The following is a 24,494-nucleotide window of genomic DNA, read 5'->3' as shown; positions in this document are numbered from 1 at the left end:
GTTAGCTCCCCCTTCTCCCCTTGTGGGAGAAGGTGTCGCCGAAGGCGACGGATGAGGGGTGCTCCAGCTTGGCACCCACGGCGATCCGTCCAACACCCCTCATCCGTCTCGGCGCTACGCGCCGATCCACCACCCGGGGGCGAGCCACGGGTCTCGCCCCGTCCTTCGGACCCCACAAGGGGAGAAGGAAAGGCGCGCCGCTCCAGGCTCACGTAATCACGCTCGGCTTGGCGCGGCCGGTATGGCTGCGAATCCCGGCAATGTCGTCGGCCGCCGCGATCAAATCGGCAAGCGCCTCCTGGGTGTCGAGATCGTGGCGGCTCTTGTCCGGCTCGTAGCGCTCGACATAAAGACGTAGCGTCGCGCCCGAGGTGCCGGTGCCGGACAGGCGAAAGACGACGCGTGAGCCGCCTTCGAACAATACCCTGATGCCCTGGTTCTTGCTGACCGAGCCGTCGACCGGATCGTGATAGGCGAAATCATCGGCGCTGGCGATCGTCATGCCGCGCACGCTGGTGCCAGGCAGCGAGCCGAGCTTGGCGCGCAGCTCGTCGACAAGGGCGTTGGCACGGTCGGTCTCGACCTCCTCGTAATCATGGCGCGAATAGTAGTTACGGCCATAGGCCGCCCAATGCTGGGTAACGATCTGCTTGGCGCTTTCGCCGCGAACGGCAAGAATGTTGAGCCATAAAAGCACGGCCCACAGGCCGTCCTTTTCGCGGACATGGTTGGAGCCGGTCCCGGCACTTTCCTCGCCGCAGATCGTCGCCATGCCTGCATCGAGCAGATTGCCGAAAAACTTCCAGCCGGTTGGCGTTTCATAGATGCCGATGCCGAGCTTTTCGGCGACACGGTCGGCAGCACCGCTGGTCGGCATCGAACGGGCGATGCCTTTCAGCCCGGCCTTGTAGCCTGGCGCCAGATGGGCGTTGGCGGCGAGCATCGCCAGCGAATCCGACGGGGTGATGAAAATGCCCTTGCCGATGATCAGGTTGCGGTCGCCGTCGCCATCCGAGGCAGCGCCAAAGTCTGGCGCATCCGGCCCCATCATCTCGTCATAGAGGTGTTTTGCATGCACCAGATTGGGATCTGGATGGTGGCCGCCGAAATCCGGCAGCGGAATGAAATTGCGGGCGGTGCCGTTGGGCGCGCCGAGGCGGTTTTCGAGGATCTCCTTGGCGTAGGGGCCGGTCACAGCATGCATGGCGTCGAAGCGCATGCGGAAGCCTGATTTGAACAGCGCCCGCAAGGCATCGAAATCGAACAGGCTTTCCATCAGTTCGGCATAGTCGGCGACCGGATCGATGATTTCGACGGTCATGTCAGCCGCCTTGACCGTGCCGATCGTGTCGATGTCGACCGGCCCGATATCGGCGATCTTGAAGCTCGAAATCGCCTTGGTTTTTTCGAAGATCGCGTCGGTCAGCTTTTCCGGCGCCGGGCCGCCATTGCCGGCATTGTACTTGATACCGAAATCCTCATGCGGGCCACCCGGATTGTGGCTGGCCGACAGGATGATGCCGCCGAAGGTCTTGTATTTGCGGATGACATGCGAAGCGGCCGGCGTCGACAGGATGCCGCCCTGCCCGACCATCACCTTGCCGAAGCCGTTCGCCGCGGCCATGGCGATGGCCTTCTGGATGACCTCGCGGTTATAGAAGCGGCCGTCGCCGCCGATCACCAGGGTTTTGCCCTCGAACCCGTCCAGGGCATCGAAGATCGACTGGATGAAGTTCTCGGCATAGTGCTCCTGCTGGAACACCGGGACTTTCTTGCGCAGCCCGGAGGTGCCGGGCTTCTGGTCGGGATAGGGTTTGGTGGCGATAGTGCGGATCATCAGTCAGGCAGCCCTTTTCGAAAGCAGCAAGCGATAGAGTTGGACATATTTTTCGGCGCTTTTGTCCCACGAAACGTCGGCCTTCATGCCTTGCCGCTGCATCGACGTCCACACTGCGAGATTGGCATGCGCCTCGACAAGGCGGCGGACGGCGTACAGCAGGGCGCCGGCGTTGGCGGGGGCAAACTGGAAACCGGTCGCCACGCCGGCAGAGATGGCGGCTTCGTTGGCATCGATGACCGTGTCGGCAAGGCCGCCGGTGCGCGCGACGACCGGCACGCAGCCATAGCGCAGGCCGTAAAGCTGCGTCAGCCCGCAAGGTTCGAAGCGCGATGGGATAATAATAGCGTCGCAGCCGCCCTGCATGGTGTGGGAGAGTCCCTCGTCATAGCCGACGACGACGCCGATGCGACCGCGATGGCGGGCTGCGGCGGCAAGCAATGCGCCTTCCAGCCCAGCGTCGCCAGACCCAAGGATTGCCAGCCGTGCACCCGCCGCGACGATGCCGTCAACGGCCGCAGCCAGTATGTCCATGCCCTTTTGCCAGGTCAGCCGGCTGACAACGCAGACGATCGGGCTGTCATCGCGATCGAGGCTGAAACGGTCCTCGACCGCGGCCTTGTTGGGCATTCGCGCCTTGAGCGTCTTTGCGGTGTAGTTGGAGGCCAGATGCTTGTCGGTTTCCGGGTTCCAGATCTCGGTATCGATGCCGTTGACAATGCCATGGAGATCGACGGATCGCATATTAATCAGGCCGTCGAGGCCCATGCCGAATTCAGGCAAGCGGATCTCCTGCGCATAGGTCGGGCTGACCGTGGTGATCGCCCACGCGGCCTGCAGGCCGGCCTTAAGGAAGCCGACGCCGCCATAATATTCGACGCCGTCGAGCGCCATCGCCGCCGCCGGCAGGCCAAGCTCGCCAAAGATGCCGGCGCCGAACTGGCCCTGGAAGGCGAGGTTGTGGACGGTGATCATCGACGGTGTGCCGACCGCCTTGCCGTAGCGCATGTAGGCAAGCGTCATTGCCGACTGCCAGTCATGGGCATGGACGATATCTGGCAGGTAGCCCGAGATCGCGCCGCCGGCAATATCACCGCCTACCTGGCTCAAGGCCGCGAACCGGCGCCAATTGTCCGGCCAGTCGGCGCCCGTCGCGTTGCCGTATGGGCCGCCGGGACGGTCGAAAAGATGCGGCGCATCAAGCACGAACAGGTCGAGCCCGGCGATCTGGACGGCATGCACCGAAGCCTTGCCGCCCTGCAGCAATGGATATTGCTGAACCGCCTTCTTTTTCCTGAAGGCTCCCATCACCTGAGGATAGCCGGGGACGAGCGTGCGCATGGTGACGCCCTTGCCGGCCAATGCCACGGGCAACGCGCCGGTTACGTCGGCGAGCCCGCCGGTCTTGACCAGCGGAAAGATCTCGGGCGCCACCGACAGAACCTGCATGCACTACGATCCCAGCCTGTTGATCATGTCCTGCGTGACGAGGCAGATGCCTTTTTCCGAAACGCGGAAACGCTTGGCGTCGAGGACAGGATCCTCGCCGACCACCAGACCCTCCGGGATCCTGACGCCGTGATCGATGACCACGCGCTTCAGCCTCGCACTGCGGCCGACATGGACGTCGGGCAGCATGACGACCTCCTCCAGCGTCGAATAGGAGTTGATGCGCGCGCCGGTGAAGATCAGGCTTCGCTTCAGCGAGGCGCCCGAAACGATGCAATCGCCCGACACGAGAGACGACACGGCCGACCCGCGGCGGCCATCCTCGTCATGCACGAACTTTGCCGGGGGCTTCAACTCGGCATAAGTCCAGATCGGCCAGTCGCGGTCGTAGAGGTCGAGTTCCGGCGTGATGTCGGTCAGGTCGATATTGGCCTCCCAATAGGCGTCGACCGTGCCGACGTCGCGCCAATAGGCCTCGTTCTCGGCGGTCGAGCGCACGCAGGATTTGGCGAAGCGATGCGCGATCGCCTTTCCGTGCTCGACGATGTAGGGGATGATGTCCTTGCCGAAGTCGCGGCTCGAGCCGGGCTCTGCCGCATCTCGACGCAATTGCTCCATCAGGAACTTGGTTTTGAACACATAGATGCCCATCGAGGCCAGCGCGAAATCCGGTTTGTCGGGAATGCCCGGCGGATCGGCGGGCTTTTCGATGAAGGAGATGATGGTGTCCTTGTTGTCGACATGCATGACGCCGAAGCCGGTGGCTTCCATGCGCGGCACTTCGAGACAGCCGACGGTGACATCGGCGCCGGCCTCGACATGCTGGCGCAGCATCATTTCGTAGTCCATCTTGTAGACGTGGTCGCCGGCCAGGATGACCATGTATTCCGGCCCATAGGCCTCGATGATATCGATGTTCTGGTACACGGCGTCGGCGGTGCCCTCATACCACTGCGTTTCCGACACACGCTGGCTGGCCGGCAGGATGTCGAAACTCTCGTTGCGCTCGGGCCGCAGGAAGTTCCAACCGCGCTGCAGATGGCGAATTAGCGAATGCGCCTTGTACTGGGTAGCGACGCCCAGGCGGCGGATACCGGAATTGAGCGCATTGGAGAGCGCGAAGTCGATGATGCGGGTCTTGCCGCCGAAATAGACCGCCGGCTTGGCGCGGCGGTCGGTCAGTTCCTTGAGCCGGCTGCCACGGCCGCCGGCCAGCACATAAGCCATGGCGTCGCGTGCCAGCGGCTGTGTTCGCTTTATTTCAGCCATTCCTATCCTCCCAGGTTAGATGCTCCACACATAGCTCAGTCCGGGACGAATTCGAGCATGATCGTCGACAGCGGCGGCAAAAGCATCGTCGCCGAAATGCCTCCTTCCGCCTGAGCCTCGACGCCGCCGCTATTGCCCTTGCCGGAACCGCCATAATCCGTGGCATCGGTGTTGATGATCTCGCGCCATTTTCCGACCTGCGGCAACGGCACGCGGTAATTATCACGCGGCACCGGCGTGAAGTTGGAAATGACGGCGACCGGGTTGCCGCCCGGCGCGCTGCGCAGCCAGGCAAATACCGAGTTCGCGCTGTCGTCGACAATCAGCCAGGAAAAGCCCTCCGGCTCGCAGTCGCGGGCATGCAGCGCCGGGCGCGAGCGGTAGAGATAGTTGAGATCGCGCACCGTCTGCCAGACGCCGCGGTGAAGCCGGAAATCGAGCAGGTTCCAGTCGAGCGCGCGCGCCTCGCTCCACTCGCGGCGCTGTGCGAACTCCTGGCCCATGAACAAGAGCTTCTTGCCGGGATAACCCCACATGAAGGCGTAATAGGCGCGCAGCGTCGCGAATTTCTGCCAGTCGTCGCCGGCCATCTTGTTGAGCAGCGTGCCTTTGCCGTGCACCACCTCGTCATGGGACAGCGGCAGCACGAAATTCTCGCTGAAGGCGTAGACCAGGCCGAAGGTGATGTCGTTGTGGTGATGCTTGCGGAAGATCGGCTCCTTGGAGAAATACTCCAGAGTGTCGTGCATGAAGCCCATGTTCCACTTGAAACCGAAGCCCAGTCCGCCTTCATGCACCGGCTGCGAGACTTTCGGCCACGAGGTCGATTCCTCGGCGATGGTCATCACGCCCGGATGATGGCCGTAGACCTCCTTGTTCATACGCTGCAGGAAGCTGACCGCTTCGAGGTTCTCGCGCCCGCCCTTCTCGTTGGGAATCCATTCACCGGCCTTGCGCGAATAATCGAGATAAAGCATCGAGGCGACCGCATCGACGCGCAGTCCGTCGACGTGATATTTCTCGGCCCAGAACAGCGCATTGTTGACCAGGAACGAAATCACTTCGCGGCGCCCGAAATTATAGATCGCGGTGTTCCAGTCGGGATGGAAGCCCTTGCGCGGATCGGCATGCTCATAGAGCGCAGTACCGTCGAACTTTGCCAGACCGTGTTCGTCAACCGGGAAATGCGCCGGCACCCAGTCGAGGATGACGCCGATGCCTGCGCGGTGGGCGCCGTCGACGAAGCGGGCAAAACCGTCCGGATCGCCAAAGCGGGCAGTCGGCGCATAGAGACCCGTCGTCTGGTAGCCCCAGGACGGGTCATAGGGGTGTTCGGAGATCGGCATGAATTCGATGTGGGTAAAACCGGTCTCGACCACGTAAGGGATCAGCCTGTCGGCGAGCTCGTCCCACGACAGGAAGCTGCCGTCGTCGTGAAGCCGCCATGACCCGGCATGGACCTCGTAGATCGATACGGCTTCGCGCCTGTGGTCGGCATTGCGCCAGTAGTTCCGGTGCGCCTCGTCACCCCATTCATGCGCCGGCGGCAGCGCCGTCACCGAGGCGGTGGCCGGGCGCAGTTCGGACTTGAAGGCGAACGGATCGGCCTTGAGCGGCAATCTCACGCCATCCGGCCCGATGATTTCATACTTATACGGGCGGCCAGCGCCGATGTCGGGAATGAACAGCTCCCAGATGCCGGTGTCGCGGCGGACGCGCATGGTATGCCTGCGGCCGTCCCACTCGTTGAAGTCGCCGACCACCGAGACGCGCCTTGCATTGGGCGCCCACACCGCAAAATGCACACCCGATGCACCTTCATGGTCGATGAGATGGGCGCCGAGCTTGTCGAACAGCCTGAGATGCGATCCTTCGGCGATGTAATAATCGTCCAGCGGGCCGAGCACGGGGCCGAAGGAATATGGATCGGTCAGCCACCAGTCACCGCCGGAGTTCCTGGCATGATAGCGCAGCGGCTGACGTTTGCGCAGCGACAGTTTGCCTTCGAAGAAACCGCGATCGTCGCGTCTCGACAGCTCGCCGGCCTTCTTGCCAGTCAGCGTGTAGGCGGTGACGAACTCGGCATGAGGGACGAAGCAGCGGGCGACAAAGCCCTTCCCCGCGTCATGCACGCCAAGCACGGCAAACGGGTCGCCGTGCGTGCCGGCGACAATCGCCGCGACATCGCCGGCTGGCGCCAGTCCGTCCGGCCCGCTTGTCGCAACGGTCGCGCGCGGCTTGCTCATCAGACAGTGACCCTCCCCGGGCACCAAGTGTATGTTTCTAGTGAGTTTTGAATTCGACATTCGCATGCCGCCTGACCCTCCAAGGGATGCGAGGGTCAAATCCACTCCACTAGGACCACATTGTTCGTGGCCTCATGCAATCATATCAGGCGGGCACGTGCCATATGTCTTTCGCATATTGGCGGATCGTGCGGTCGGACGAGAACCAGCCGACGCGCGCGACATTGCGGATGGCTCTGGCGTACCAGTCCGGGCTGTTGCGCCAGACGGCATCGACGTCGCGCTGGGTGGCGGCGTAGGCATCGAAATCCGCGGCGACCATGAACCAGTCGCTCTGGTAAAGACCGTTGATCAGGTCGCGATAACGGTCCGGATCGTCAGGCGAAAAGACCCCGGATGAAACCGCGGCCAGCGCCTGCGCCAATTCAGGCGATCCCTCGATCACGGCGCGCGGATCGTAACCATTATTGCGCCGCTCGGCGACTTCCTCTGTGGTCAGGCCGAAGATGAAGATGTTGTCATCGCCGACGCATTCCTTGATCTCGACATTGGCGCCGTCGAGCGTGCCGACGGTCAGCGCGCCGTTCAGCGCGAACTTCATGTTGCCAGTGCCGGACGCTTCCATGCCGGCGGTCGATATCTGCTCCGAAAGATCGGCGGCCGGCATCATGATCTCGGCCAGGCTGACATTGTAGTTCGGCACGAATACCACTTTCAGCAAGCCGCGCACCGCCGGGTCGCGGTTGATGACCCGGGCGACGTCGTTGGCAAGTTTGATGATCAGCTTGGCGTTGTGGTAGCTGGGCGCCGCCTTGCCGCCGAAGAATTTGACGCGAGGCATCCAGTCGCGCTCCGGATGCGAGCGAATCTGGTCGTAAAGCGCGACCGCTTCTAGAATGTTCAAGAGCTGACGCTTGTATTCGTGGATGCGCTTGACCTGGATGTCGAACAGCGCCGAGGGGTCGACCTTGATGCCGAGCCGGGCGGCAACGAGATTGGCAAGCCTCGTTTTGTTCGCCCGTTTGACGGCAGCGAACTTGTCGCGAAAGGCGGCGTCCTCGGCGAAAGTATCAAGCCGCTTTATCTCGTCGATGTCGTCGAGGAAGCCGTCGCCAATCGCCTCTCGGGTGAGTGCCGTGAGGCCGGGATTGCACTGTATCAGCCAGCGCCGCGGTGTGATCCCGTTGGTCTTGTTGTTGATGCGATCCGGGTAGAGCCTGTGGAGGTCGGCAAACACTGTCTCCTTCATCAATTCCGTATGCAGTGCCGACACGCCGTTGATCGAGTGCGAGCCGACAAAGGCCAGGTTGCCCATACGCACGCGGCGATCGCCATTTTCCTGGATCAGCGAGATGCGGCTGATCTGCTCGTCCGAGAACTGGTCGGAGGCGCGCGCCTCGAGCAGCACCTCGGCGTTGATGGCGTAGACGATCTGCATGTGGCGCGGCAACAGCCGCTCGAACAGCGGCACGGGCCAGCTTTCCAGCGCTTCGGGAAGCAGCGTGTGGTTGGTGTAGCCGAAGGTGCGCTTGGTGATGCTCCAGGCCTGATCGAAATCCATGCCGTGGACATCCATCAACAGGCGCATCAGCTCGGCTACGGCGATCGCCGGATGGGTGTCGTTGAGATGGATCGCCGCCTTGTCGGGCAGCGATTGCAGGTCGCCATACTGGCTGAGATGACGCTGGACGATGTCCTGCAGCGAGGCGGTGGAGAAGAAATACTCCTGCCTGAGCCGCAGCTCCTGGCCGGCCTTGTGGGAATCGGCGGGGTAAAGGACGCGCGACAGGGCATCGGCCTTGTTGCTTTCGGCGAGCGCGCCGATGTGATCGCCGGCGTTGAACTTGTCGAGCAGGATCGGGTCGACCGGCATGCCGGACCACAGACGCAGCGTGTTGACGCGGTTGGCCCGCCAGCCAACCACCGGGGTATCATAGGCAACGGCCAGAACATGTTCGGTCGGCTTCCAGACATGGCGCTCGAGCCTGCCGTCCTTCGAGGTGATCGATTCCACCGAGCCGCCGAAGCCGACCTCGAAGGAACGTTCGCGGCGCTCGAACTCCCAGGGATTGCCGTGATCGAGCCACGTCTCGGGCAGTTCCACCTGCCAGCCGTCATGGATCTCCTGCCGGAACATGCCGTTGGCGTAGCGGATGCCGTAGCCATGCGCCGGGATGTTGACGGTAGCCATGCTTTCCATGAAGCAGGCGGCGAGCCGGCCAAGCCCGCCATTGCCAAGGGCAGCGTCCGGTTCGAGCGCTGCAATGATGTCGAGGTCGACGCCAAGCGACGACAGCGCCTCGCGCATATTGTCCATCAAGCCGAGATTGGAGAAGGCATCGCGCATCAGGCGGCCGATAAGGAATTCCAGCGACAGGTAGTAGACGCGCTTTTCCTGCTGGGCGTAGGCCTCTTGGGTCGCCTGCATCCAATGATCGACAATGCGGTCGCGCACAACCTTGATCGAGGCGGTGAGCCAATCGTACTGGGTTGCAACGTTGATGCCCTTGCCGACTCTGTATTTGAGGGCCTGCAAGACTTCCTCGGCGAGCGTCTTGGGATCCGGGTTTTCGAGCGTGGGCAGAGGAGCTTCGGTTGTCATCGCGCGCGTCATGCTGCCTCTCGTGACGTTGCCAGGATCATGCGGCTTTCACCATCTTTGCCAATGCTAATGCATCTCACCGAATGTTCAATCGATTCAGGCGACCGCAAGCCGGGTTGCCCTGCGGCAATTTGGTATTTTGAAACAGCGAATTTGGGCCCCTGGGCGATGGGCCTCAACTTCTTGCTCAAGCCGCCAGCGCCGCTTCCGGCGGCACCTTGGCGCCGGTCATGAAGGCGACCGCGTCGGACATGGTATACTGCTTCGGATCGATAACACAGAGGCGGCGGCCGAGCCGGTGAATGTGGATGCGGTCCGCCACCTCGAAGACATGCGGCATGTTGTGTGAAATCAGCACGATCGGCAGGCCTCGCTTCTTCACGTCGAGGATCAATTCGAGCACGCGCCGGCTCTCCTTGACGCCAAGTGCCGCCGTCGGCTCATCCATGATCACCACCCGGCTGCCGAAGGCGGCGGCGCGCGCCACCGCCACACCTTGACGCTGGCCGCCCGAGAGCGTTTCCACCGCCTGGCTGATGTTCTGGATGGTCATCAGGCCAAGCTCGGTGAGCTTGTCGCGGGCGCGCTTTTCCATCGCCGGACGGTCGAGCATGCGCAGCCAGCTGCCAAGAAAGCCCGGCTTGCGGATCTCGCGGCCGAGGAACATGTTGTCGGCGATGGACAGCGCCGGCGACAGAGCCAGGTTCTGATAGACCGTCTCGATGCCGGCCTCGCGGGCCTCCATCGGCGACTTGAAGGCGATAGGCTTGCCTTCAAGCCGGATCTCGCCTTCGTCGGGGGTGACGGCTCCGGAAATCGCCTTGATAAGCGACGACTTGCCGGCGCCGTTGTCGCCGATGACAGCAAGGATTTCGCCCGGATAGAGATCGAAGTCGGCGCTGTCGAGAGCGGTGACGCGGCCATAGCGCTTGACCAGGCTGCGAGCGGTAAGGATCGGTTCCTGAGTCTGGTTCATGCCGAGATCTTCCTGATCCACTGGTCGATACCAACAGCGATGATGATAAGGGCGCCGACGGACAATTGCGTCCATTGGGGATCTGTCCCCCAAAGCCTGAGGCCGAGCGCGAACACCCCGACGATCAGCGCACCGAAGATGGTCCCGAGGATGGAACCGCGGCCGCCGAACAGCGATGTGCCGCCAATCACCACGGCGGTAATCGAATTGATATTCTCGAACTGCCCGGCCTGCGGCGAGACCGATCCGATGCGTCCGATCAAGGCCCAGCCGGCGATGGCACAAATGATGCCAGTCAGCGTATAGACCGTGACCAGCATCCGGCTGACGCGCACCCCCGACAATTCCGCGGCTTCCGGGTCGTCGCCGACCGCGTAGACATGCCGGCCCCATGCCGTGTGATTGAGCACGTACCAGGCAATTGCCCCCATGATCAGCACCAACAGCACGCCATAGGTGAAGACGGCGCCGCCGATCCTGAACGAGCCGCCGAAAAACTGCAGCAGCGGTGCCGTAGCCTCGAGATCCTGGCTGCGGATGGTCTCGTTGCCGGAATAGATGAAGTTGATGGCAGCGTAGATCGACCAGGTGCCGAGCGTCACGATGAAGGGCGGCAGTTTCACCCAGGCGATGAGAATGCCGTTGATCAAGCCGCAAATCGCGCCGACAAGCAGCCCGACGGCAACGGCGACCGGCGCTGGAACACCGTAATGCATGGCAAACTGGCCCATAACAACCGAGCTCAGCACCATGATGGCGCCGACTGACAGGTCGATGCCAGCGGTGAGCACCACCAGTGTCTGCGCGATGCCGACCATGCCTGTTATCGCCACCTGCTGGAGGATCAGGGTGAGGGTGAAGGGAGAAAAGAAGCGGCCACCGACGACGACTGCGAACAGAACCACCGAGATGAGCAGGATGATCAGCGGCACCATGGCGGGGCTTTTGTGCAAGCGGTGCTGGATGCTCTCCAATGTCGAGCGGGAATGCGTCTCGAATGAAGCGACGCTGGCGTCGCTGGCGGCCAGGACCGTCTCGAATTCCTGCGGTCCCTTGCTCCTGGTTGTTTCGACGCTCAAGTCGGCCTCCCCGCCTGTGATGTGGAGCGGCCGAAACCGCTCCACATTCTCTATTGTTGTTTTGAAGTTGAGCCGATCAGGGGATCAAATCAACCCCAGCACTTGCTGAGGCCTTGCTTCGTGTCGATGGATTCGATGCCGGCGGCAGGCTTGTCGGTGATCAGCGTGACGCCGGTGTTGTAGAAATCCAGACCGGGCGACGGCTCCGGCTTCTTGCCCGTGTCGGCAAAGGTCTTGATCGCTTCGATGCCGAGCGAGGCCATGAGCAGTGGATATTGCTGTGAAGTGGCGCCGATCACGCCCTCGGCAACGTTCTTGACACCGGGGCAGCCGCCATCGACCGAGACAATCAGGACGTCCTTCTCCTTGCCGACGGCCTTCAGCGCCTGGTAGGCGCCCGCGGCCGCAGGTTCGTTGATGGTGTAGACGACGTTGATATCCGGATCCTTCTGCAGGCAATTCTCCATGGCAGTATGCCCGCCATCCTCATTGCCGCTCGACAGATCGTGACAGACGTTGCGTGCGTCGGTTTCGTCGCCGATCTTCTTGGGATCGCCGAGGTCGATGCCGAAGCCCTTCATGAAGCCTTGGTCACGCTGGACGTCGACGGAGGGCTGGCTGGCGATCAGATCCATGTAGGCGATGTGCGCATCCTTGGCTTTGTCGCCCAAGGTAGCCTTTGCCCAGGAGCCGATAAGCTCGCCGGCCTTGAAATTGTCGGTCGCAAACGTCGCATCCGCGGCATCGGCAGGCTCGAGCTGCGTGTCGAGAGCGATCACCAGCACTCCAGCATCGCGCGCCTTCTTCACCGCCGGCACGATGGCCGCAGTGTCGGTGGCGGTGATCAAAATGCCTTTGGCGCCGTCGGCGATGCAGGATTCGATCGCCGCAACCTGGCCCTCATTGTCACCTTCCGCCTTGCCGGCATAGGCTTTCAGATCGACACCGATTTCCTTGGCTTTCGCCGCGGCACCTTCCTTCATCTTGACGAAGAAGGGGTTGGTGTCGGTCTTGGTGATCAGGCAGGCACTGACATTGGCTGCGGACGCGGTCGAAGCAAAGGCCATCAGGCTCAGTCCGGCCGCGGCAAACACGGTGGATTTCAACAGTTTTGACGTGGTCACGATTTTCCTCCCATGGAACCATTTAGGATGCCGGCCAACCGGCATCTGCAGCGCGTCCGACGAAATCTCCCAGTGTCGGCGCCGACCTCAAGAGACACCAGTCCGCCAGCACTGTCAATAATTAAATCACTCTTATTTATTATTGACAACGTAGGATTGTTCACTCACTCTAGACCAAAAGCATTGAGGGGAAACGACGGGAGGAAACAGGGTGGAGACCGGCATTACGAGGCACGGCTCGCCCGATGCGGCCGAAAGCCGTCTGCACCGCGGCACCAATCAAAGCGGCATGCGGGACCACAATGAGCGGCTAGTGCTTTCACTCGTGCGCCAGCACGGCAGCCTGGCCAAATCCGACATCGCACGTATGACCGGGCTCTCGGCGCAGACAGTATCAGTCATCATGCGCGAGCTGGAGGAGGACGACCTGCTCGTCCGGCAGGCGCCGTTGCGCGGCAAGATCGGCCAGCCCTCGATACCCATGGCGCTCAATCCCGACGGCGCCTATTTCATCGGCCTGAAGATCGGCCGCCGCAGCGCCGAGCTGGTGCTGATCGATTTCCTCGGCAATGTGCGCTCGATGCTGCAGCATTCCTACCGCTACCCCGCCCCGCGCGAGACGGTGGAATTCGTCACAAGCGGCATGAAGAAGATGCGCGGCGAACTCACCCCTGCGCAAGACAAACGCATCGCCGGGCTTGGCATCGCCATGCCATTCGAGTTGTGGAACTGGGCCGACACCGCCGGCGCACCGCGCGAAATCATGGACGAATGGCGCCATCGCGACATCCGCGCCGACATCCAGGCGCAATGCGAATTTCCAGTCTATCTGCAGAACGACGCCACCTCGGCCTGCGGCGCCGAGCTCGTGTTCGGCCACGCGGCGGGTACGGCACGCGATTTCGTCTATTTCTATATCGGCGCCTTTGCCGGCGGCGGCATCGTGCTGAACGGCCGGTTGTTTGGCGGCCCAACCGGCAATGCCGGCGCGCTGGGCTCGATGCCGGTGCCCGGGCCGGACGGCAAGCCGACGCAGTTGATCGACGTGGCGTCGATCGCCATGCTGGAAAAGGCGCTCAACGCGCGCGGCGTCGAGGCCTCGCATCTGTGGACATCACCGGGAGATTGGGGCGAGATCGGCGCCGAGCTTGACGACTGGATCGCCAGCGCCTCGCAGGCGCTCGCCTATGCCATCGTTGCGGCGTCCTCAGTCATTGACTTCGAAGCCGCGGTGATCGACGGATGGATGCCGCTCGCCGTGCGCAGGCGGCTTGTCGATGCCGTTATTCAGGCCATCGGCCGGATCGACGGCGAAGGCCTGAGGCTGCCGGCCGTTCGCGAGGGAACCGTCGGCATCCATGCGCGGGCGCTGGGTGGCGCCAGCCTGCCGCTGTCGGAGCGCTTCCTCATCGGCTCGACCACGATTTCCCGGAGCTTCTGAAAATGCTGATCGGCATCCCGGCGCTGCTCGGCCCGGAGCTTCTGGCGATATTGCGCGCCATGGGACATGGCGACGAGATCGCGCTGGTCGACGGCAACTACCCGGCCGAGCAGCAGGCACGGCGGCTGATCCGCGCCGACGGTCATCATCTCGTCCCCGTGCTCGATGCGGTACTGAGCGTGTTGCCGGTCGATGACGCCGTGCCGCAGGCGCTGTTTCGCGCCTCGGCCAAAGGCGATCCGCTGCTCGCCGATCCGGTTCACCATGAAATGGAAGCGATCTGCGCCAGGCGTGCGCCGGGCCGCAAGGTGGTTGCGCTTGCCGGTGCCGACTTCTATGCACGGGTCAAGGCCGCGCACGCAATCGTCGCGACGAGCGAGCCGCGGCTTTATGCCAACATCATCATTCGCAAGGGCGTGATCTATCCGCCGGAAAGCAAGACTTCATGATCCTCTGCTGCGGCGAAGCCCTGATCGATATGCTGCCGCGGACCACGACGGAGGGCGAGCCTGCCTTTGCGCCCTATGTCGGCGGTGCCGTCTTCAACTCGGCAATTGCGCTTGGCCGGCTCGGCGCGCCCGCTGCCTTCTTCTCCGGCCTGTCGTCGGATCTGTTCGGGAGCCAGCTCAGGGAGGCGCTGGGAGCCAGCAAGGTCAGTTCCACCTATGCGCACACCTCGCCGCGGCCAACCACGCTCGCCTTCGTGCGCCTCACGAACGGCCAGGCGACCTACACCTTCTACGACGAGAACACCGCCGGACGCATGCTGACCATCGAGGACCTGCCGGAACTCGGCAGCGAGATCGAGGCCATGCTGTTCGGCGCCATCAGCCTGATCTCGGAACCGGCCGGGTCGGCCTATGAGGAGTTCATGCGACGCGAGCATGAGCGCCGCGTGATGATGCTCGACCCCAACATCCGGCCAAACTTCATTCCGGACAAGGCCAAGCACCTCAGGCGCATCCGCAACATGATGGCGATGGCCGACATCGTGAAACTGTCGGACGAGGATCTGAACTGGTTCGGCGAAGCCGGCTCGCATGAGGACGTGGTCCGCAACTGGCTGGACCGCGGTCCGAAGCTGATCGTCGTCACCCATGGCAGCGAGGGCGCGGTCGGTTATAGCAGCCAGCACCGGGTCACCGTCGTCCCGGACAAGGTCGAGGTGGTCGATACGGTCGGCGCCGGCGACACATTCAATGCCGGCATTCTTGCCTCCTTGCACGAACAGGGTCTGCTCTCGAAGACGGCAATCGCCAGTTTACCCGAAGACGCCATCCAAAAGGCGCTGACGCTCGGCGCCAAGGCCGCGGCGGTGACGGTATCGCGGGCCGGCGCCAATCCGCCATGGCGGCATGAACTCGCCTGACCGGCCGGTGCGCAGCCCATGGACTGCTCACCGGCGATCACTTTATGTTTCGCCCAGCCTGGCGGGCGGGATGCGAAGCCTGTATCAGGCCGGCCGAAGCCCGGATTTCCCGCGTTTAAGAGGGCAGATCGGAAATTAGAGGTAACAGGCTGCGACACTTGAGCAATTCAGGGTTTTGCCCTGCGGCTTTCTCGGCCGTGCCAAGTCTGCTACCAGCGGCCGGTTATCTGACTAAAACGGTTTGAGGCCGACATGCAGTTCATCGATCTTGGCGCGCAGCGCGAACGCATCCGCGACAGGCTGAAAGCGGCAATCGACCGGGTTGTCGACGAGGGCCGCTATATTCTCGGACCTCAGGTCACCGAATTCGAAAACAAGCTCGCCGCCTATATCGGCACCAAGCATGTCGTCGCTTGCGCCAACGGCACCGATGCGCTGCTGCTGCCGCTGTTTGCCGCTGGCATCGGCCCGGGCGACGCGGTGTTCGTGCCGAGCTTCACCTTCGCCGCCACGGCCGAAGTGGTGGCGCTGACCAAGGCCGAACCGGTGTTCGTCGATGTCGATGCTGACAGCTACAATATCGACATCGCCAGCCTCGAGGCGGCAATCGCCATGATCAAGGCGGAGGGCCGGCTGAGGCCGAAGGCAATCATTCCCGTCGACCTGTTCGGCCTCGCCGCCGATTACGAGGCGATCATGGCCATCGCCAATCGCGAAGGCCTGATGGTTATCGAGGATGCCGCGCAGGCGACCGGCGGCTCGGCTGACGGCAAGATGTGCGGCTCGTTCGGCACCGTCGGCTCGACCAGCTTCTATCCGGCAAAGCCGCTCGGCTGCTATGGTGACGGCGGCGCGATGTTCACCAATGACGATGCGCTGGCCGAACAGCTGCGCTCGTTCGCTTTTCACGGCAAGGGCGAGACGCAATATGACAATGTCCGCGTCGGCATCAACTCGCGGCTCGATACCCTGCAGGCGGCGATCCTGATCGAGAAGCTGGCCATCCTCGAGGACGAGATGGTGGCGCGGCAAGCGGTCGCTAATCGCTATGCCGAAGGTCTCGGCGATATCGTCAAGGCAGCGCGCAATCTGGGCGGCGGCCGCTCGGCCTGGGCGCAATACGCCATCGAAACGCCGAAACGCGACGGGCTCAAGGCACATCTCGGCGAAAAGGGCATTCCGTCGGTTATCTATTATGTGAAACCGCTGCACAGCCAGATTGCCTATCGCGACTTTCCGCGCACGCCGACCGGCCTTGTCGTTTCGGAAGAGCTGCCGAAGCGCATCCTGTGCCTGCCGATGCATCCCTATCTGAGCGAGGCCGACCAGGACCGGATCATCGAAACGATCCGTAACTATATCGGCTCGAATTCGGCACATGTAGCGGCGGCATGAATCCGAAAGTTTCGAAGCGTGGTCGCGGATTACATCGACGAGTTCATCATGTTCTGCGCCGGGTTGTGGATGGCTGGCGTCGGCTTCGGATTTTTCCCGGACCCCTCTCAAGCTCGCCCCGGCCAACTGTCGGCATGGTGGACCAACTTTGGAACCCATTTTAAATGGATGGGGCCGCTGTTGATCCTCATCGCGATAGTGCTCGCGTTCGCGGCACCTTCCTAGATGCGCTCGCGCCGGCAACAGGCTCGCCATTGACGGCATCGCTGATCAACAACGGACCGCTCACCTCTGGGCCGCCGGTATCGATTTCGGGATGCTTTGCTCTGCGCCGAAGCATAGTCTGCACCTGTCTTCCCTCTAGGCTGGCTATTTCATGAAGAAGATTGGTTTCCTCTCGTTCGGGCACTGGACGCCCTCGCCGCAATCGCAGACGCGGACGGCATCCGATGCGCTTTTGCAGTCCGTCGAGCTGGCCGTCGCGGCCGAGGAGCTGGGTGCGGACGGCGCGTATTTCCGCGTGCATCACTTCGCGCGCCAGCTCGCCTCGCCCTTCCCGCTGCTGGCAGCGGTTGGGGCGAAGACCAGCCGAATCGAGATCGGCACGGCGGTGATCGACATGCGTTACGAGAACCCGCTCTATATGGCCGAGGACGCCGGCGCCGCCGATCTAATCGCCGGAGGGCGTCTGCAGCTGGGCATCAGCCGCGGCTCGCCGGAGCAAGTAATCGAGGGATGGCGCTACTTCGGCTACGCCCCGCAAGAGGGGGAGAGCGATGCCGACATGGCCCGCAGACACACCGGAGTGCTGCTCGAAGTGTTGCTGGGCAAAGGCTTTGCGCAGCCCAACCCGCGGCCGATGTTTCCCAACCCGCCCGGCCTGCTTCGCGTCGAGCCGCACTCGGAGGGCCTGCGCGAGCGCATCTGGTGGGGCGCCGCCACAAACGCCACCGCAGAATGGGCTGCGAAACTGGGGATGAATCTGCAGAGCTCCACGCTCAAATTCGACGAAGGCGGAAAGCCGTTTCACATCCAGCAGGCCGAACAGATCCGGGCTTTTCGTGAGGCCTGGAAGGCGGCCGGACACACGCGCGAGCCGCGGGTATCGGTGAGCCGGAGCATTTTTGCGCTGGTCGACGATCGCGACCGGGGCTATTTCGGCGGCAACCAGAGCGGAGATCATTTCGGTTATATCGAGGCAGACAGACGCGCGGTGTTCGGCCGCTCCTATGCCGCCGAACCGGACGTCCTGATCGAGCAGCTAAAGGGCGACGAAGCCATCGCCGAGGCCGATACGCTGCTGCTTACCGTCCCCAACCAGCTCGGCGTCGACTACAATGCCCACGTCATCGAGGCGATCCTGACCCATGTCGCCCCCGGCTTGGGCTGGCGCTGACGCGCGACTTTGTTGGAAAAGCTCACGGCGGTCGATACGATGCTCGCGTTCTAGCGGTCTCACTGCTGCTTCCCGTCGGCTCGTTTCAGCATCGCTAATGCGCGACTGATCCGTTGCAGCGCTGTGGCGTTGGCCAGCACTGCGTACAGCACGAACCCACCCGCCAGAATCCAGGGAGAAGCCGCGCCCATGGCGGTAGCGACTCCGTCGGCGGCGAGCAGCACGCAAATGAACACCAGGCGTTCCATCCGCTCGAAGAAATCCGGCCAACCGTGGTTTTCCACAGGGATTTCCAGCGCCGTCCGCGCCTTGGCATAACTTGTGAGTATCCCGCCGGCGAACGCGAACATTGCGATCGCCCACAGATCGGCGACCCAGCCGATTGCCGCAAAGACGGCCAATTCCTGATAGCGGTCGACGACGGCATCGAAATAGCCGCCGGCCTTGGTGCTCATGTTTGTCCGGCGGGCGACCGCACCGTCCAGCGCATCGAAGGTGAAGGCAAAGGCCAGGCAAAGGCCAAAGGCAAGGCTTGAATGGTGGTAGACGTAGGCCGCCGAGGACAAAGCGACGAGCACGAGCCCGCTGGCCGTAACCTGGTTCGGCGTCATGCCGATCCCGATCAGGGGAGAAGCGGCCTGCTCCCATAGCGGGTCGATGCGACTTTTCATGAGACCGGCGATCATGGCGGTTCCTCTGATGATGTCGTTTCACCGAGCTTTACCAGCAATTTGCGGGTTTGTTCCACCGTCGCTACCGTTCGACTTGGTCAACGCAGACGGAGAACTGGCTCAGCAACGTTCTCAACCCGCCGCAACAGCGATTTCTTTTTGGCGAATGCGGCCGACGGATTAAGGTGCTCGCCAAGCCGACGGAGCAAATCGACCGGCGGTCTGGCGGCCGCACCCGAACGATGTGACTATGATTGCTTGCCATCCGTCGGAAGCCAGCCGAAAACTCGATGCATAAATTTTCACCCAAGTTTGCCTACCTGCTCGCGACCTCTCTTGGCGCGGGATTATCTCCAATATGGCCGGGTACAGCGGGCGCAATGGTTGGGGTGGCTGTTGCCGCGGCTCTGGTACCAACATCGCCTTGGCTGACCGTGCTTGCCTATGCGGCCCTGTTCGCCGTCGGCGTGTGGGCGTCATCGCATGTTATCTTCCGAACCGGGACGGAGGACCCGCAGATCGTCGTCATCGATGAGACCTTCGGCGCCGCCGTGACACTTTCAATGCTGCCACTCGACCCACTCTGGTGGGCAGCAGGCTTCCTTGCTTTCCGGTTTTTCGACGTCGTCAAGCCTTGGCCCATCCGTATCATGCATGACAAGATAAGGGGTGGGGCCGGCATCATGCTGGACGATGCTGCCGCGGCTGTCGTCGCTGGGCCGTTGCTGCTCCTGCTGAACGGTTTGATTGACCGTTTGCGGTAACGGCGACATTCGGCCCGCCAAGGCCACGGTGGTCCATCGGAGTTTAGCGACACAAGCGGAGACCGGACCGATGCGAAGCCACAGGATCGCGGCCATTCCAGGCGATGGGATCGGCAAGGAAGTCGTAGCAGCCAGGCTTCGTGCGCTGGCCGTCTGCGCCCTGGGCATCGGAACGCGGGAGGCATCCGCGCCGCTCACCGATGGTGTTCGTGTGCCTGCGTACGGAAACCAAACCCGTCAAGTGTTTCGATCAGCACCTGTACGGGATCAGGCACACCGTGCGATGACCGCCATGCGACAAAGCCGTCCGGCCTGACCAAGACAGCACCGCCGCTTTCAACCCCGAGCGCGGAAGGCCACCGATGGTCCAAGTCAACCAGCTCCCCATTGGCACCCAAGGCGTGGCAGGTCAGCGGCATTCCGAAGCGCTGGCTTACGGCGTCAGCGGCCCGACACCATGCTTCGTCGGCGCAGAGGAGAAGAAGATCGCGATCGCACAAATCGAGACTCGAAATCCGCTGGCCGGCGCGCTCGACCGCGAAATGCGGTAAACGCGTCCCAGAGCGGCCCGACAGCTCCGTGGATTTTTGGAACGGGTGATCGTCCGGCGTGGATTCCCGAGCCACGATGCCTGCAGTGTAGCGTTGGCCAAATACCACGTCGTAATCCTGGACGATCGCAACCGGAGGAGGCAACCGCTTCGACGGATTGTCGAACCATTTCTGTAGGCGGGCGAGCGCTTGCGCCAACGTAGCCTCGATGACCGGCCGGCGCTCCATGTCACCAGGCGACTTGCCGAGGTGACCCATACGATTACGCTGGCATCAGCGGCTTGACGCGATCGACAATGGCGGCGACCGCTTCCTTCGGGCTCTTGCGACCGAGGACAGCAAGCTGAACCTCCTCGAGAAACGTCGACTGAGCGCGAGCGGCTTCGGGAAAAGCCGGGAAGGCCGGTCGCGCCTTGGCGAGCGCGGCAGCCTCGACCTTCGCCTGCGGCAGCGACCCGGCGAACGACGGCTCGGCATAGGTCGAGGTGCGGACGGGGCCATTGCCGTTGCGCGCCATGTCGAGTGTGGCGGCCTTGCTCGCTACGAAGCGGATGTAGCTCCAGGAGAGCTTCTTGTCCGTCGAATTGGCGGGAATGGCCATCGCCCAGGATTCGACGACCGGATGCATTTCGTGACCGCTGCCGAGGGTTTTGGAGCCGGGGAACTCGATTGCCTTGATCTTTCCCGGTGCGGTCGACTGTTCCTTGTTGTTGAGCTGCGCGTAGCGGGCGAAAGGCAGCACCGCGAAGGCAGCGCGCCCCTGCTGCATCCACGTCACCATGTCGTCGTTGCGCGTTGTGGCATAGCTGCGGGGGAGCGCGCCGGCCTTGAAGAGGTCGGCAAGCACGGACAGGCCTTTTTCCATCGCCTCCGGATCGGGGACCACCTTGAACTGCTTGTCGATGAAATCGCCGCCGAAGGCGCGGGCGAACATGACCGGGAAGACGGCGAGGTCGCTCGCAAGGATCATGCCGACGACGGGCGTGCCGGACCTGGAGGTGAAGCTCAGCTTCTTCGCCTGCTCGACCAGTTCCTCCAGCGTGTTCGGTGGCGCCGAAATGCCGGCCTCCTGAAGCAGCTCCTCGTTGTAGAAAAGCCCCTGCGTAGCATGGCGCACCGGAACGCCGACGAGCTTGCCGCCGACGATCATCGACTGGCGCAGGCCCTCGGCGATATCGTCGAAATCCTCGATCGGCTCGGCTTTCCGGAGATCGTCTAGCGGCTCGAACAGCGAGGCGATCTGCGACGTCATGCGGTTGTCGATGACATAGCCGACGTTGAAGTCGGTCTCGCTCAGGCTCGCCTCCCGGAATAGCCGGTCCTGGAGCGGATTGCTGTCGAGCGTCGTCCAGGAGATCTGGGCGTTGTTCTTGTCCTCCCAGGGCTTGATGACATTGCCGGCGGCGCCGGTCGTCAGGTTGGCTTGGTGGACGCGATGGCAAAGCACGTTCAGCGTCTTTACCTGGGCATGGGCCAACCGACCCAAGGCGCTCGTCGCGCCGACGGCCATCGCGGTCGTCAGCAGGGCTCTGCGTGTCATGTGCAAAGGCATTGTCTTCCTCCCTTTCTCGGTGACGTCGTCACCCCTTGGTCGCGCCGGCGGTCAATCCGGCGACGAGAAACCGGTTCATCAGGACCACGAAGACGAGAACCGGCAGCAATTGGACGGTAGAGGCCGCAAAGAGCACGCCCCAGTCGACGCCGTCGATCGAACTGATCATCTCCGAAAGGACCAGAGGCGCGGTCTTGGCGTGGTTGGCGGTGAAGATATAGGCGAACAGAAACTCGTTCCACGCGAAGACGACTACGAAGACGGCGACAGCGAGCATGCCGGGCGCTACGAGCGGCAAGATGATCTTCACAAGGATCGTCAGCGGCCGCGCGCCGTCGAGGACGGCCGCCTCGTCGAGTTCGCGCGGTACCTGGTCGATGAACGTTCGCATCAGGAGCGTGCCGAGCGAGACGAAGAAGGTCGCGTAGAGCAGGATCAGCACCAGATGGGTGTCATTGAGCCCGAGCCGATTGACGACCGGGAACAGTGGCAGCGTCACGACGATCGGCGGGATCAGCCGCGATCCGATCAGAAACATCACCGATCCTTCCAGGAAACGGACGCCACGATAGCGCGAGTAGGCGAAACCGGCGAGCAGACTTGCCATGACGGCAAGCGCCGTCGCCCCGGTGGTGATGATCAGGCTGTTGACGAGCCCGTCGAAAAAGGCCGGCCAGCGCTGCCACAGCGAGGCGTAGTGCTCGAAGGTCGGTTCGAAGAAGAGCTCCGGTGGAACCGCGAAAATCTCGCGACCGGGTTTGAACGACGAGAGCACAATGAAGCCGATCGGAAGCAGTGACCAGACGACGATTGCCGCAACAGCGAGCATCTTTCCGGCACCGATGGCGAGACGCCTAGAACGCATTGGCCACGGATTCCTTGCGCAGCCGCCATACATAGCCAGTCGCAAGCAGCAGCGAGATGACGACCATCATCCACGCCGTCGCCGCCGCCGTGCCGAACGAGTTGTAGCGGAAGCCTTCCTGATAAAGATAAACGGAAACGACCTCGGTCGTGCGTGCCGGGCCGCCCTGGGTCAGGAGCCAGACTTCGGAAAAGAGGCGGAAGGCGAAGATGTAGCGGAAGAGCAGCGCGATCAGCATCGCTGGCGCCAGAAGCGGCAGCGTGATGTTGCGGAAGAGCTGGAACCCATTGGCTCCGTCGGTGCGCCCAGCCTCGTAGAGCTCCTTCGGAACCGCGAGCCGTGCCGCATACAGGATGATGAATGTGAATGGCAGGTGCAGCCAGATCGTGAGCAGGGCGACGAGGATGAGGCCGTGAGAAGGGATAAACGTCCAGTCGAGCGTCGGCAGACCGGTGTATCGCAGCATCAGCGTGATCGGGCCGACGTCCGGATCGAACAGGAAGCGCCACATTGCGACCGCCGTCACCTCGCTGATGGCGTAGGGAGCGAGCACCACGACGAGCATGACGCGCTGGAGGGGAAGCCCGGAGGCGAAGAGCAGGGCCAGGCCAAGGCCGAGCAGCAGTTCGATATGAACCGCCACAGCGACGACGAGGACCGTGTTCCAGACCGAACGCCAAAAATAGGGATCGGTGAGGACGCGGATATAGTTATCAAACCCAACGAAGGTCGCCGATTGGCCGAATGACGAGGCTTCGAAACTCAGCCACAGGACGAAGATGGCGGGGAGCACGATGATCCCAAGCACCAGGAGGTGCACGGGCGTCGCATAGAGGTAGGCAGGCGAAAACGCGAAGCGCCGCCTCTTGGTCTCGCCAGCCGCTTCCGCCGCCCCTTCCCCCCTGTGGCCGACAGACGCCTCGGAACCAAATGCCATTGCTCCTCCCTAAGCGGTTGCGCGTCAGCCGTCCCTGGCGGCAAGTGGAACGGTGCCCTCCACCGTTGTTCTGTACATCACCCGGCGGTATCCGGGGTAATCGTTGATGGCGGTGTGCAGGACATGGGGGTTGTTCCACATACCGAGCGTCTTCGGTTCCCAACGCAGCCTGCAGTTGAATTCGGGCCGGACAGCCCGCGCCATCAGGAAGTCGATCATCGGCTTGCTTTCTTCCTCCGTCATCCCCTTAAAATTGGTCATCACGCTGCTGACGAAGACATAGCGCCGGCCAGTCTCGGGGTGGCGACAGATCACAGGATGCTCGACGACGGCATTCTCGATCGCCTCGACATCGGCCTTGACGCCGAGCCGGCTATGGGCTGCGTTGATGGCGAAGACCCCGCGGCCGCTATGGACGCCCGTCAGCCCTTGCAGGATCTCGACCAGTCGCGGCGAAAGCGAGTCATATGCCTTCTCGAGGCTGGAGAAGCAGGTGTCGCCGCCAACCGGCGGCACCTCCTCACCGTAGAGGATCGTAATGCCCGGTGGCTTCGGTAGCCAGGCGAGGTCCATGTGCCAGTCCTCGCCGATCACCTTGCCCGTGTCGTCCGGCTCGCGCACGAACCGCACAATATCGTCGAAGCCGTCGATCGGCGTGTGCACCGGATTACCGCTAAATGGTCCGAACCGGCGGGCGACCTTGTGGACGCCGGCGGCGTCAAGCTCCTGATCGCGCACGGCGAGCGCATGATACTTGTAGAGCGCGCGGCGAACGTCCTGGAAAGCATCCTCGCTCGCGCTCACCAGATCGATCCCACGAATTTCTGCACCGAGCGCTCCAGTGAAGGGGCTGACCTCGAAACGGGTGAATGCATCATCGCGCAGCACGTGATCCTCCCTAATACGCGTCTCGTCGCCATCAAGGGCTGACTTACCTGCAAGTAAGTAACTCGAAAGCGAAAGGCTGTCAA

The 24,494-nt window shown here is 62.6% G+C and carries 21 protein-coding genes; 7 read left to right on the top strand and 14 right to left on the bottom strand.

Features of this window, described 5'->3' with window-relative positions; genetic code table 11:
- Positions 1-208 precede the first annotated feature (208 nt).
- The 8 genes from AC0L2Y_RS05315 to AC0L2Y_RS05280 form a co-directional block, all read right to left on the bottom strand.
- Positions 209-1,837 (bottom strand): alpha-D-glucose phosphate-specific phosphoglucomutase, encoded by a 1,629-nt coding sequence (locus tag AC0L2Y_RS05315; protein ID WP_352566500.1) that lies wholly within the window; start codon positions 1,835-1,837, stop codon positions 209-211.
- 3 nt (positions 1,838-1,840) lie between these two features.
- Entirely contained in the window at positions 1,841-3,286 is a 1,446-nt protein-coding gene (gene glgA / locus AC0L2Y_RS05310; RefSeq protein ID WP_352566498.1) for a glycogen synthase GlgA, read from the bottom strand.
- A 3-nt stretch (positions 3,287-3,289) separates the two neighbouring features.
- Positions 3,290-4,555, bottom strand: a complete 1,266-nt coding sequence (gene glgC, locus AC0L2Y_RS05305; protein WP_352566496.1) for a glucose-1-phosphate adenylyltransferase — start codon at positions 4,553-4,555, stop codon at positions 3,290-3,292.
- Between the two features lie 35 nt (positions 4,556-4,590).
- Complete coding sequence (gene glgB / locus AC0L2Y_RS05300; protein WP_473554369.1) at positions 4,591-6,801, bottom strand: 1,4-alpha-glucan branching protein GlgB; 2,211 nt, start codon at positions 6,799-6,801, stop codon at positions 4,591-4,593.
- A gap of 145 nt (positions 6,802-6,946) precedes the next feature.
- Positions 6,947-9,415 (bottom strand): glycogen/starch/alpha-glucan phosphorylase, encoded by a 2,469-nt coding sequence (locus AC0L2Y_RS05295; RefSeq protein WP_473554366.1) that lies wholly within the window; start codon positions 9,413-9,415, stop codon positions 6,947-6,949.
- A 175-nt stretch (positions 9,416-9,590) separates the two neighbouring features.
- Positions 9,591-10,379, bottom strand: coding sequence for an ATP-binding cassette domain-containing protein (locus AC0L2Y_RS05290; protein WP_352665846.1), 789 nt, complete (start codon positions 10,377-10,379; stop codon positions 9,591-9,593).
- A complete protein-coding gene (locus AC0L2Y_RS05285) occupies positions 10,376-11,458 on the bottom strand; it encodes an ABC transporter permease (protein ID WP_352566490.1) in 1,083 nt (360 codons plus the stop codon). The genes AC0L2Y_RS05290 and AC0L2Y_RS05285 overlap by 4 nt, the downstream gene beginning before the upstream one ends.
- Positions 11,459-11,547: 89 nt before the next feature.
- A complete protein-coding gene (locus AC0L2Y_RS05280) occupies positions 11,548-12,564 on the bottom strand; it encodes a sugar ABC transporter substrate-binding protein (RefSeq protein ID WP_352665933.1) in 1,017 nt (338 codons plus the stop codon).
- 229 nt (positions 12,565-12,793) lie between these two features.
- On the opposite strand from AC0L2Y_RS05280, the gene AC0L2Y_RS05275 reads away from it, so the two are divergent.
- From AC0L2Y_RS05275 to AC0L2Y_RS05250, 6 genes are all read left to right on the top strand, one after another.
- Complete coding sequence (locus AC0L2Y_RS05275) at positions 12,794-14,023, top strand: ROK family transcriptional regulator (protein ID WP_473554363.1); 1,230 nt, start codon at positions 12,794-12,796, stop codon at positions 14,021-14,023.
- Between the two features lie 2 nt (positions 14,024-14,025).
- Positions 14,026-14,472, top strand: a complete 447-nt coding sequence (locus tag AC0L2Y_RS05270; protein WP_473554360.1) for an RbsD/FucU family protein — start codon at positions 14,026-14,028, stop codon at positions 14,470-14,472.
- Positions 14,469-15,392: a carbohydrate kinase family protein gene (locus AC0L2Y_RS05265; protein ID WP_473554358.1), complete on the top strand. Its 924-nt coding sequence runs from the start codon at positions 14,469-14,471 to the stop codon at positions 15,390-15,392. Before AC0L2Y_RS05270 ends, AC0L2Y_RS05265 begins: the two co-directional genes overlap by 4 nt.
- 252 nt (positions 15,393-15,644) lie before the next feature.
- Entirely contained in the window at positions 15,645-16,787 is a 1,143-nt protein-coding gene (locus AC0L2Y_RS05260; RefSeq protein WP_473554357.1) for a DegT/DnrJ/EryC1/StrS family aminotransferase, read from the top strand.
- 18 nt (positions 16,788-16,805) lie between these two features.
- Positions 16,806-17,012, top strand: a complete 207-nt coding sequence (locus AC0L2Y_RS05255; RefSeq protein WP_473554354.1) for a hypothetical protein — start codon at positions 16,806-16,808, stop codon at positions 17,010-17,012.
- 151 nt (positions 17,013-17,163) lie between these two features.
- Positions 17,164-18,183, top strand: coding sequence for an LLM class flavin-dependent oxidoreductase (locus AC0L2Y_RS05250; RefSeq protein WP_473554352.1), 1,020 nt, complete (start codon positions 17,164-17,166; stop codon positions 18,181-18,183).
- 59 nt (positions 18,184-18,242) lie between these two features.
- On the opposite strand, the gene AC0L2Y_RS05245 is transcribed toward AC0L2Y_RS05250, so the two are convergent.
- Positions 18,243-18,869: a CDP-alcohol phosphatidyltransferase family protein gene (locus AC0L2Y_RS05245; protein WP_352566476.1), complete on the bottom strand. Its 627-nt coding sequence runs from the start codon at positions 18,867-18,869 to the stop codon at positions 18,243-18,245.
- Between the two features lie 239 nt (positions 18,870-19,108).
- Here AC0L2Y_RS05245 and AC0L2Y_RS05240 point away from each other — a divergent pair, with 239 nt between their 5' ends.
- Complete coding sequence (locus tag AC0L2Y_RS05240; protein ID WP_473554350.1) at positions 19,109-19,618, top strand: phosphatidylglycerophosphatase A family protein; 510 nt, start codon at positions 19,109-19,111, stop codon at positions 19,616-19,618.
- Between the two features lie 194 nt (positions 19,619-19,812).
- Here AC0L2Y_RS05240 and AC0L2Y_RS05235 read toward each other — a convergent pair whose 3' ends face one another.
- The 5 genes from AC0L2Y_RS05235 to AC0L2Y_RS05215 form a co-directional block, all read right to left on the bottom strand.
- Complete coding sequence (locus AC0L2Y_RS05235; RefSeq protein WP_473554347.1) at positions 19,813-20,367, bottom strand: aromatic-ring hydroxylase C-terminal domain-containing protein; 555 nt, start codon at positions 20,365-20,367, stop codon at positions 19,813-19,815.
- 64 nt (positions 20,368-20,431) lie between these two features.
- The gene (locus AC0L2Y_RS05230; RefSeq protein WP_473554346.1) at positions 20,432-21,721 is read right to left on the bottom strand and encodes an ABC transporter substrate-binding protein; all 1,290 of its coding nucleotides are present in this window, start codon (positions 21,719-21,721) and stop codon (positions 20,432-20,434) included.
- A 28-nt stretch (positions 21,722-21,749) separates the two neighbouring features.
- Entirely contained in the window at positions 21,750-22,586 is an 837-nt protein-coding gene (locus tag AC0L2Y_RS05225) for a carbohydrate ABC transporter permease (RefSeq protein WP_352566469.1), read from the bottom strand.
- A complete protein-coding gene (locus tag AC0L2Y_RS05220; protein WP_473554344.1) occupies positions 22,576-23,523 on the bottom strand; it encodes a carbohydrate ABC transporter permease in 948 nt (315 codons plus the stop codon). Before AC0L2Y_RS05220 ends, AC0L2Y_RS05225 begins: the two co-directional genes overlap by 11 nt.
- A 24-nt stretch (positions 23,524-23,547) precedes the next feature.
- Positions 23,548-24,411 carry a TauD/TfdA dioxygenase family protein gene (locus AC0L2Y_RS05215; RefSeq protein WP_352683794.1) on the bottom strand — a complete coding sequence of 288 codons (864 nt, stop codon included), beginning with the start codon at positions 24,409-24,411 and terminating at the stop codon, positions 23,548-23,550.
- Positions 24,412-24,494 lie beyond the last annotated feature (83 nt).

Source organism: Mesorhizobium sp. WSM4830 (genome assembly GCF_055811495.1).
Note: the sequence above shows the minus strand (reverse complement) of the source record. Positions and strands in the feature narration are given on the sequence as shown.

Excerpts from the sequence above, each read along its gene's own strand:
- AC0L2Y_RS05315 (WP_352566500.1), bottom strand. The coding sequence starts at position 1,837 with ATGATCCGCACTATCGCCACCAAACCCTATCCCGACCAGAAGCCCGGC.
- glgA (WP_352566498.1), bottom strand. The coding sequence starts at position 3,286 with ATGCAGGTTCTGTCGGTGGCGCCCGAGATCTTTCCGCTGGTCAAGACC.
- glgC (WP_352566496.1), bottom strand. The coding sequence starts at position 4,555 with ATGGCTGAAATAAAGCGAACACAGCCGCTGGCACGCGACGCCATGGCT.
- glgB (WP_473554369.1), bottom strand. The coding sequence starts at position 6,801 with ATGAGCAAGCCGCGCGCGACCGTTGCGACAAGCGGGCCGGACGGACTG.
- AC0L2Y_RS05295 (WP_473554366.1), bottom strand. The coding sequence starts at position 9,415 with ATGACGCGCGCGATGACAACCGAAGCTCCTCTGCCCACGCTCGAAAAC.
- AC0L2Y_RS05290 (WP_352665846.1), bottom strand. The coding sequence starts at position 10,379 with ATGAACCAGACTCAGGAACCGATCCTTACCGCTCGCAGCCTGGTCAAG.
- AC0L2Y_RS05270 (WP_473554360.1), top strand. The coding sequence starts at position 14,026 with ATGCTGATCGGCATCCCGGCGCTGCTCGGCCCGGAGCTTCTGGCGATA.
- AC0L2Y_RS05265 (WP_473554358.1), top strand. The coding sequence starts at position 14,469 with ATGATCCTCTGCTGCGGCGAAGCCCTGATCGATATGCTGCCGCGGACC.
- AC0L2Y_RS05260 (WP_473554357.1), top strand. The coding sequence starts at position 15,645 with ATGCAGTTCATCGATCTTGGCGCGCAGCGCGAACGCATCCGCGACAGG.
- AC0L2Y_RS05250 (WP_473554352.1), top strand. The coding sequence starts at position 17,164 with ATGAAGAAGATTGGTTTCCTCTCGTTCGGGCACTGGACGCCCTCGCCG.
- AC0L2Y_RS05245 (WP_352566476.1), bottom strand. The coding sequence starts at position 18,869 with ATGATCGCCGGTCTCATGAAAAGTCGCATCGACCCGCTATGGGAGCAG.
- AC0L2Y_RS05230 (WP_473554346.1), bottom strand. The coding sequence starts at position 21,721 with ATGCCTTTGCACATGACACGCAGAGCCCTGCTGACGACCGCGATGGCC.
- AC0L2Y_RS05225 (WP_352566469.1), bottom strand. The coding sequence starts at position 22,586 with ATGCGTTCTAGGCGTCTCGCCATCGGTGCCGGAAAGATGCTCGCTGTT.
- AC0L2Y_RS05220 (WP_473554344.1), bottom strand. The coding sequence starts at position 23,523 with ATGGCATTTGGTTCCGAGGCGTCTGTCGGCCACAGGGGGGAAGGGGCG.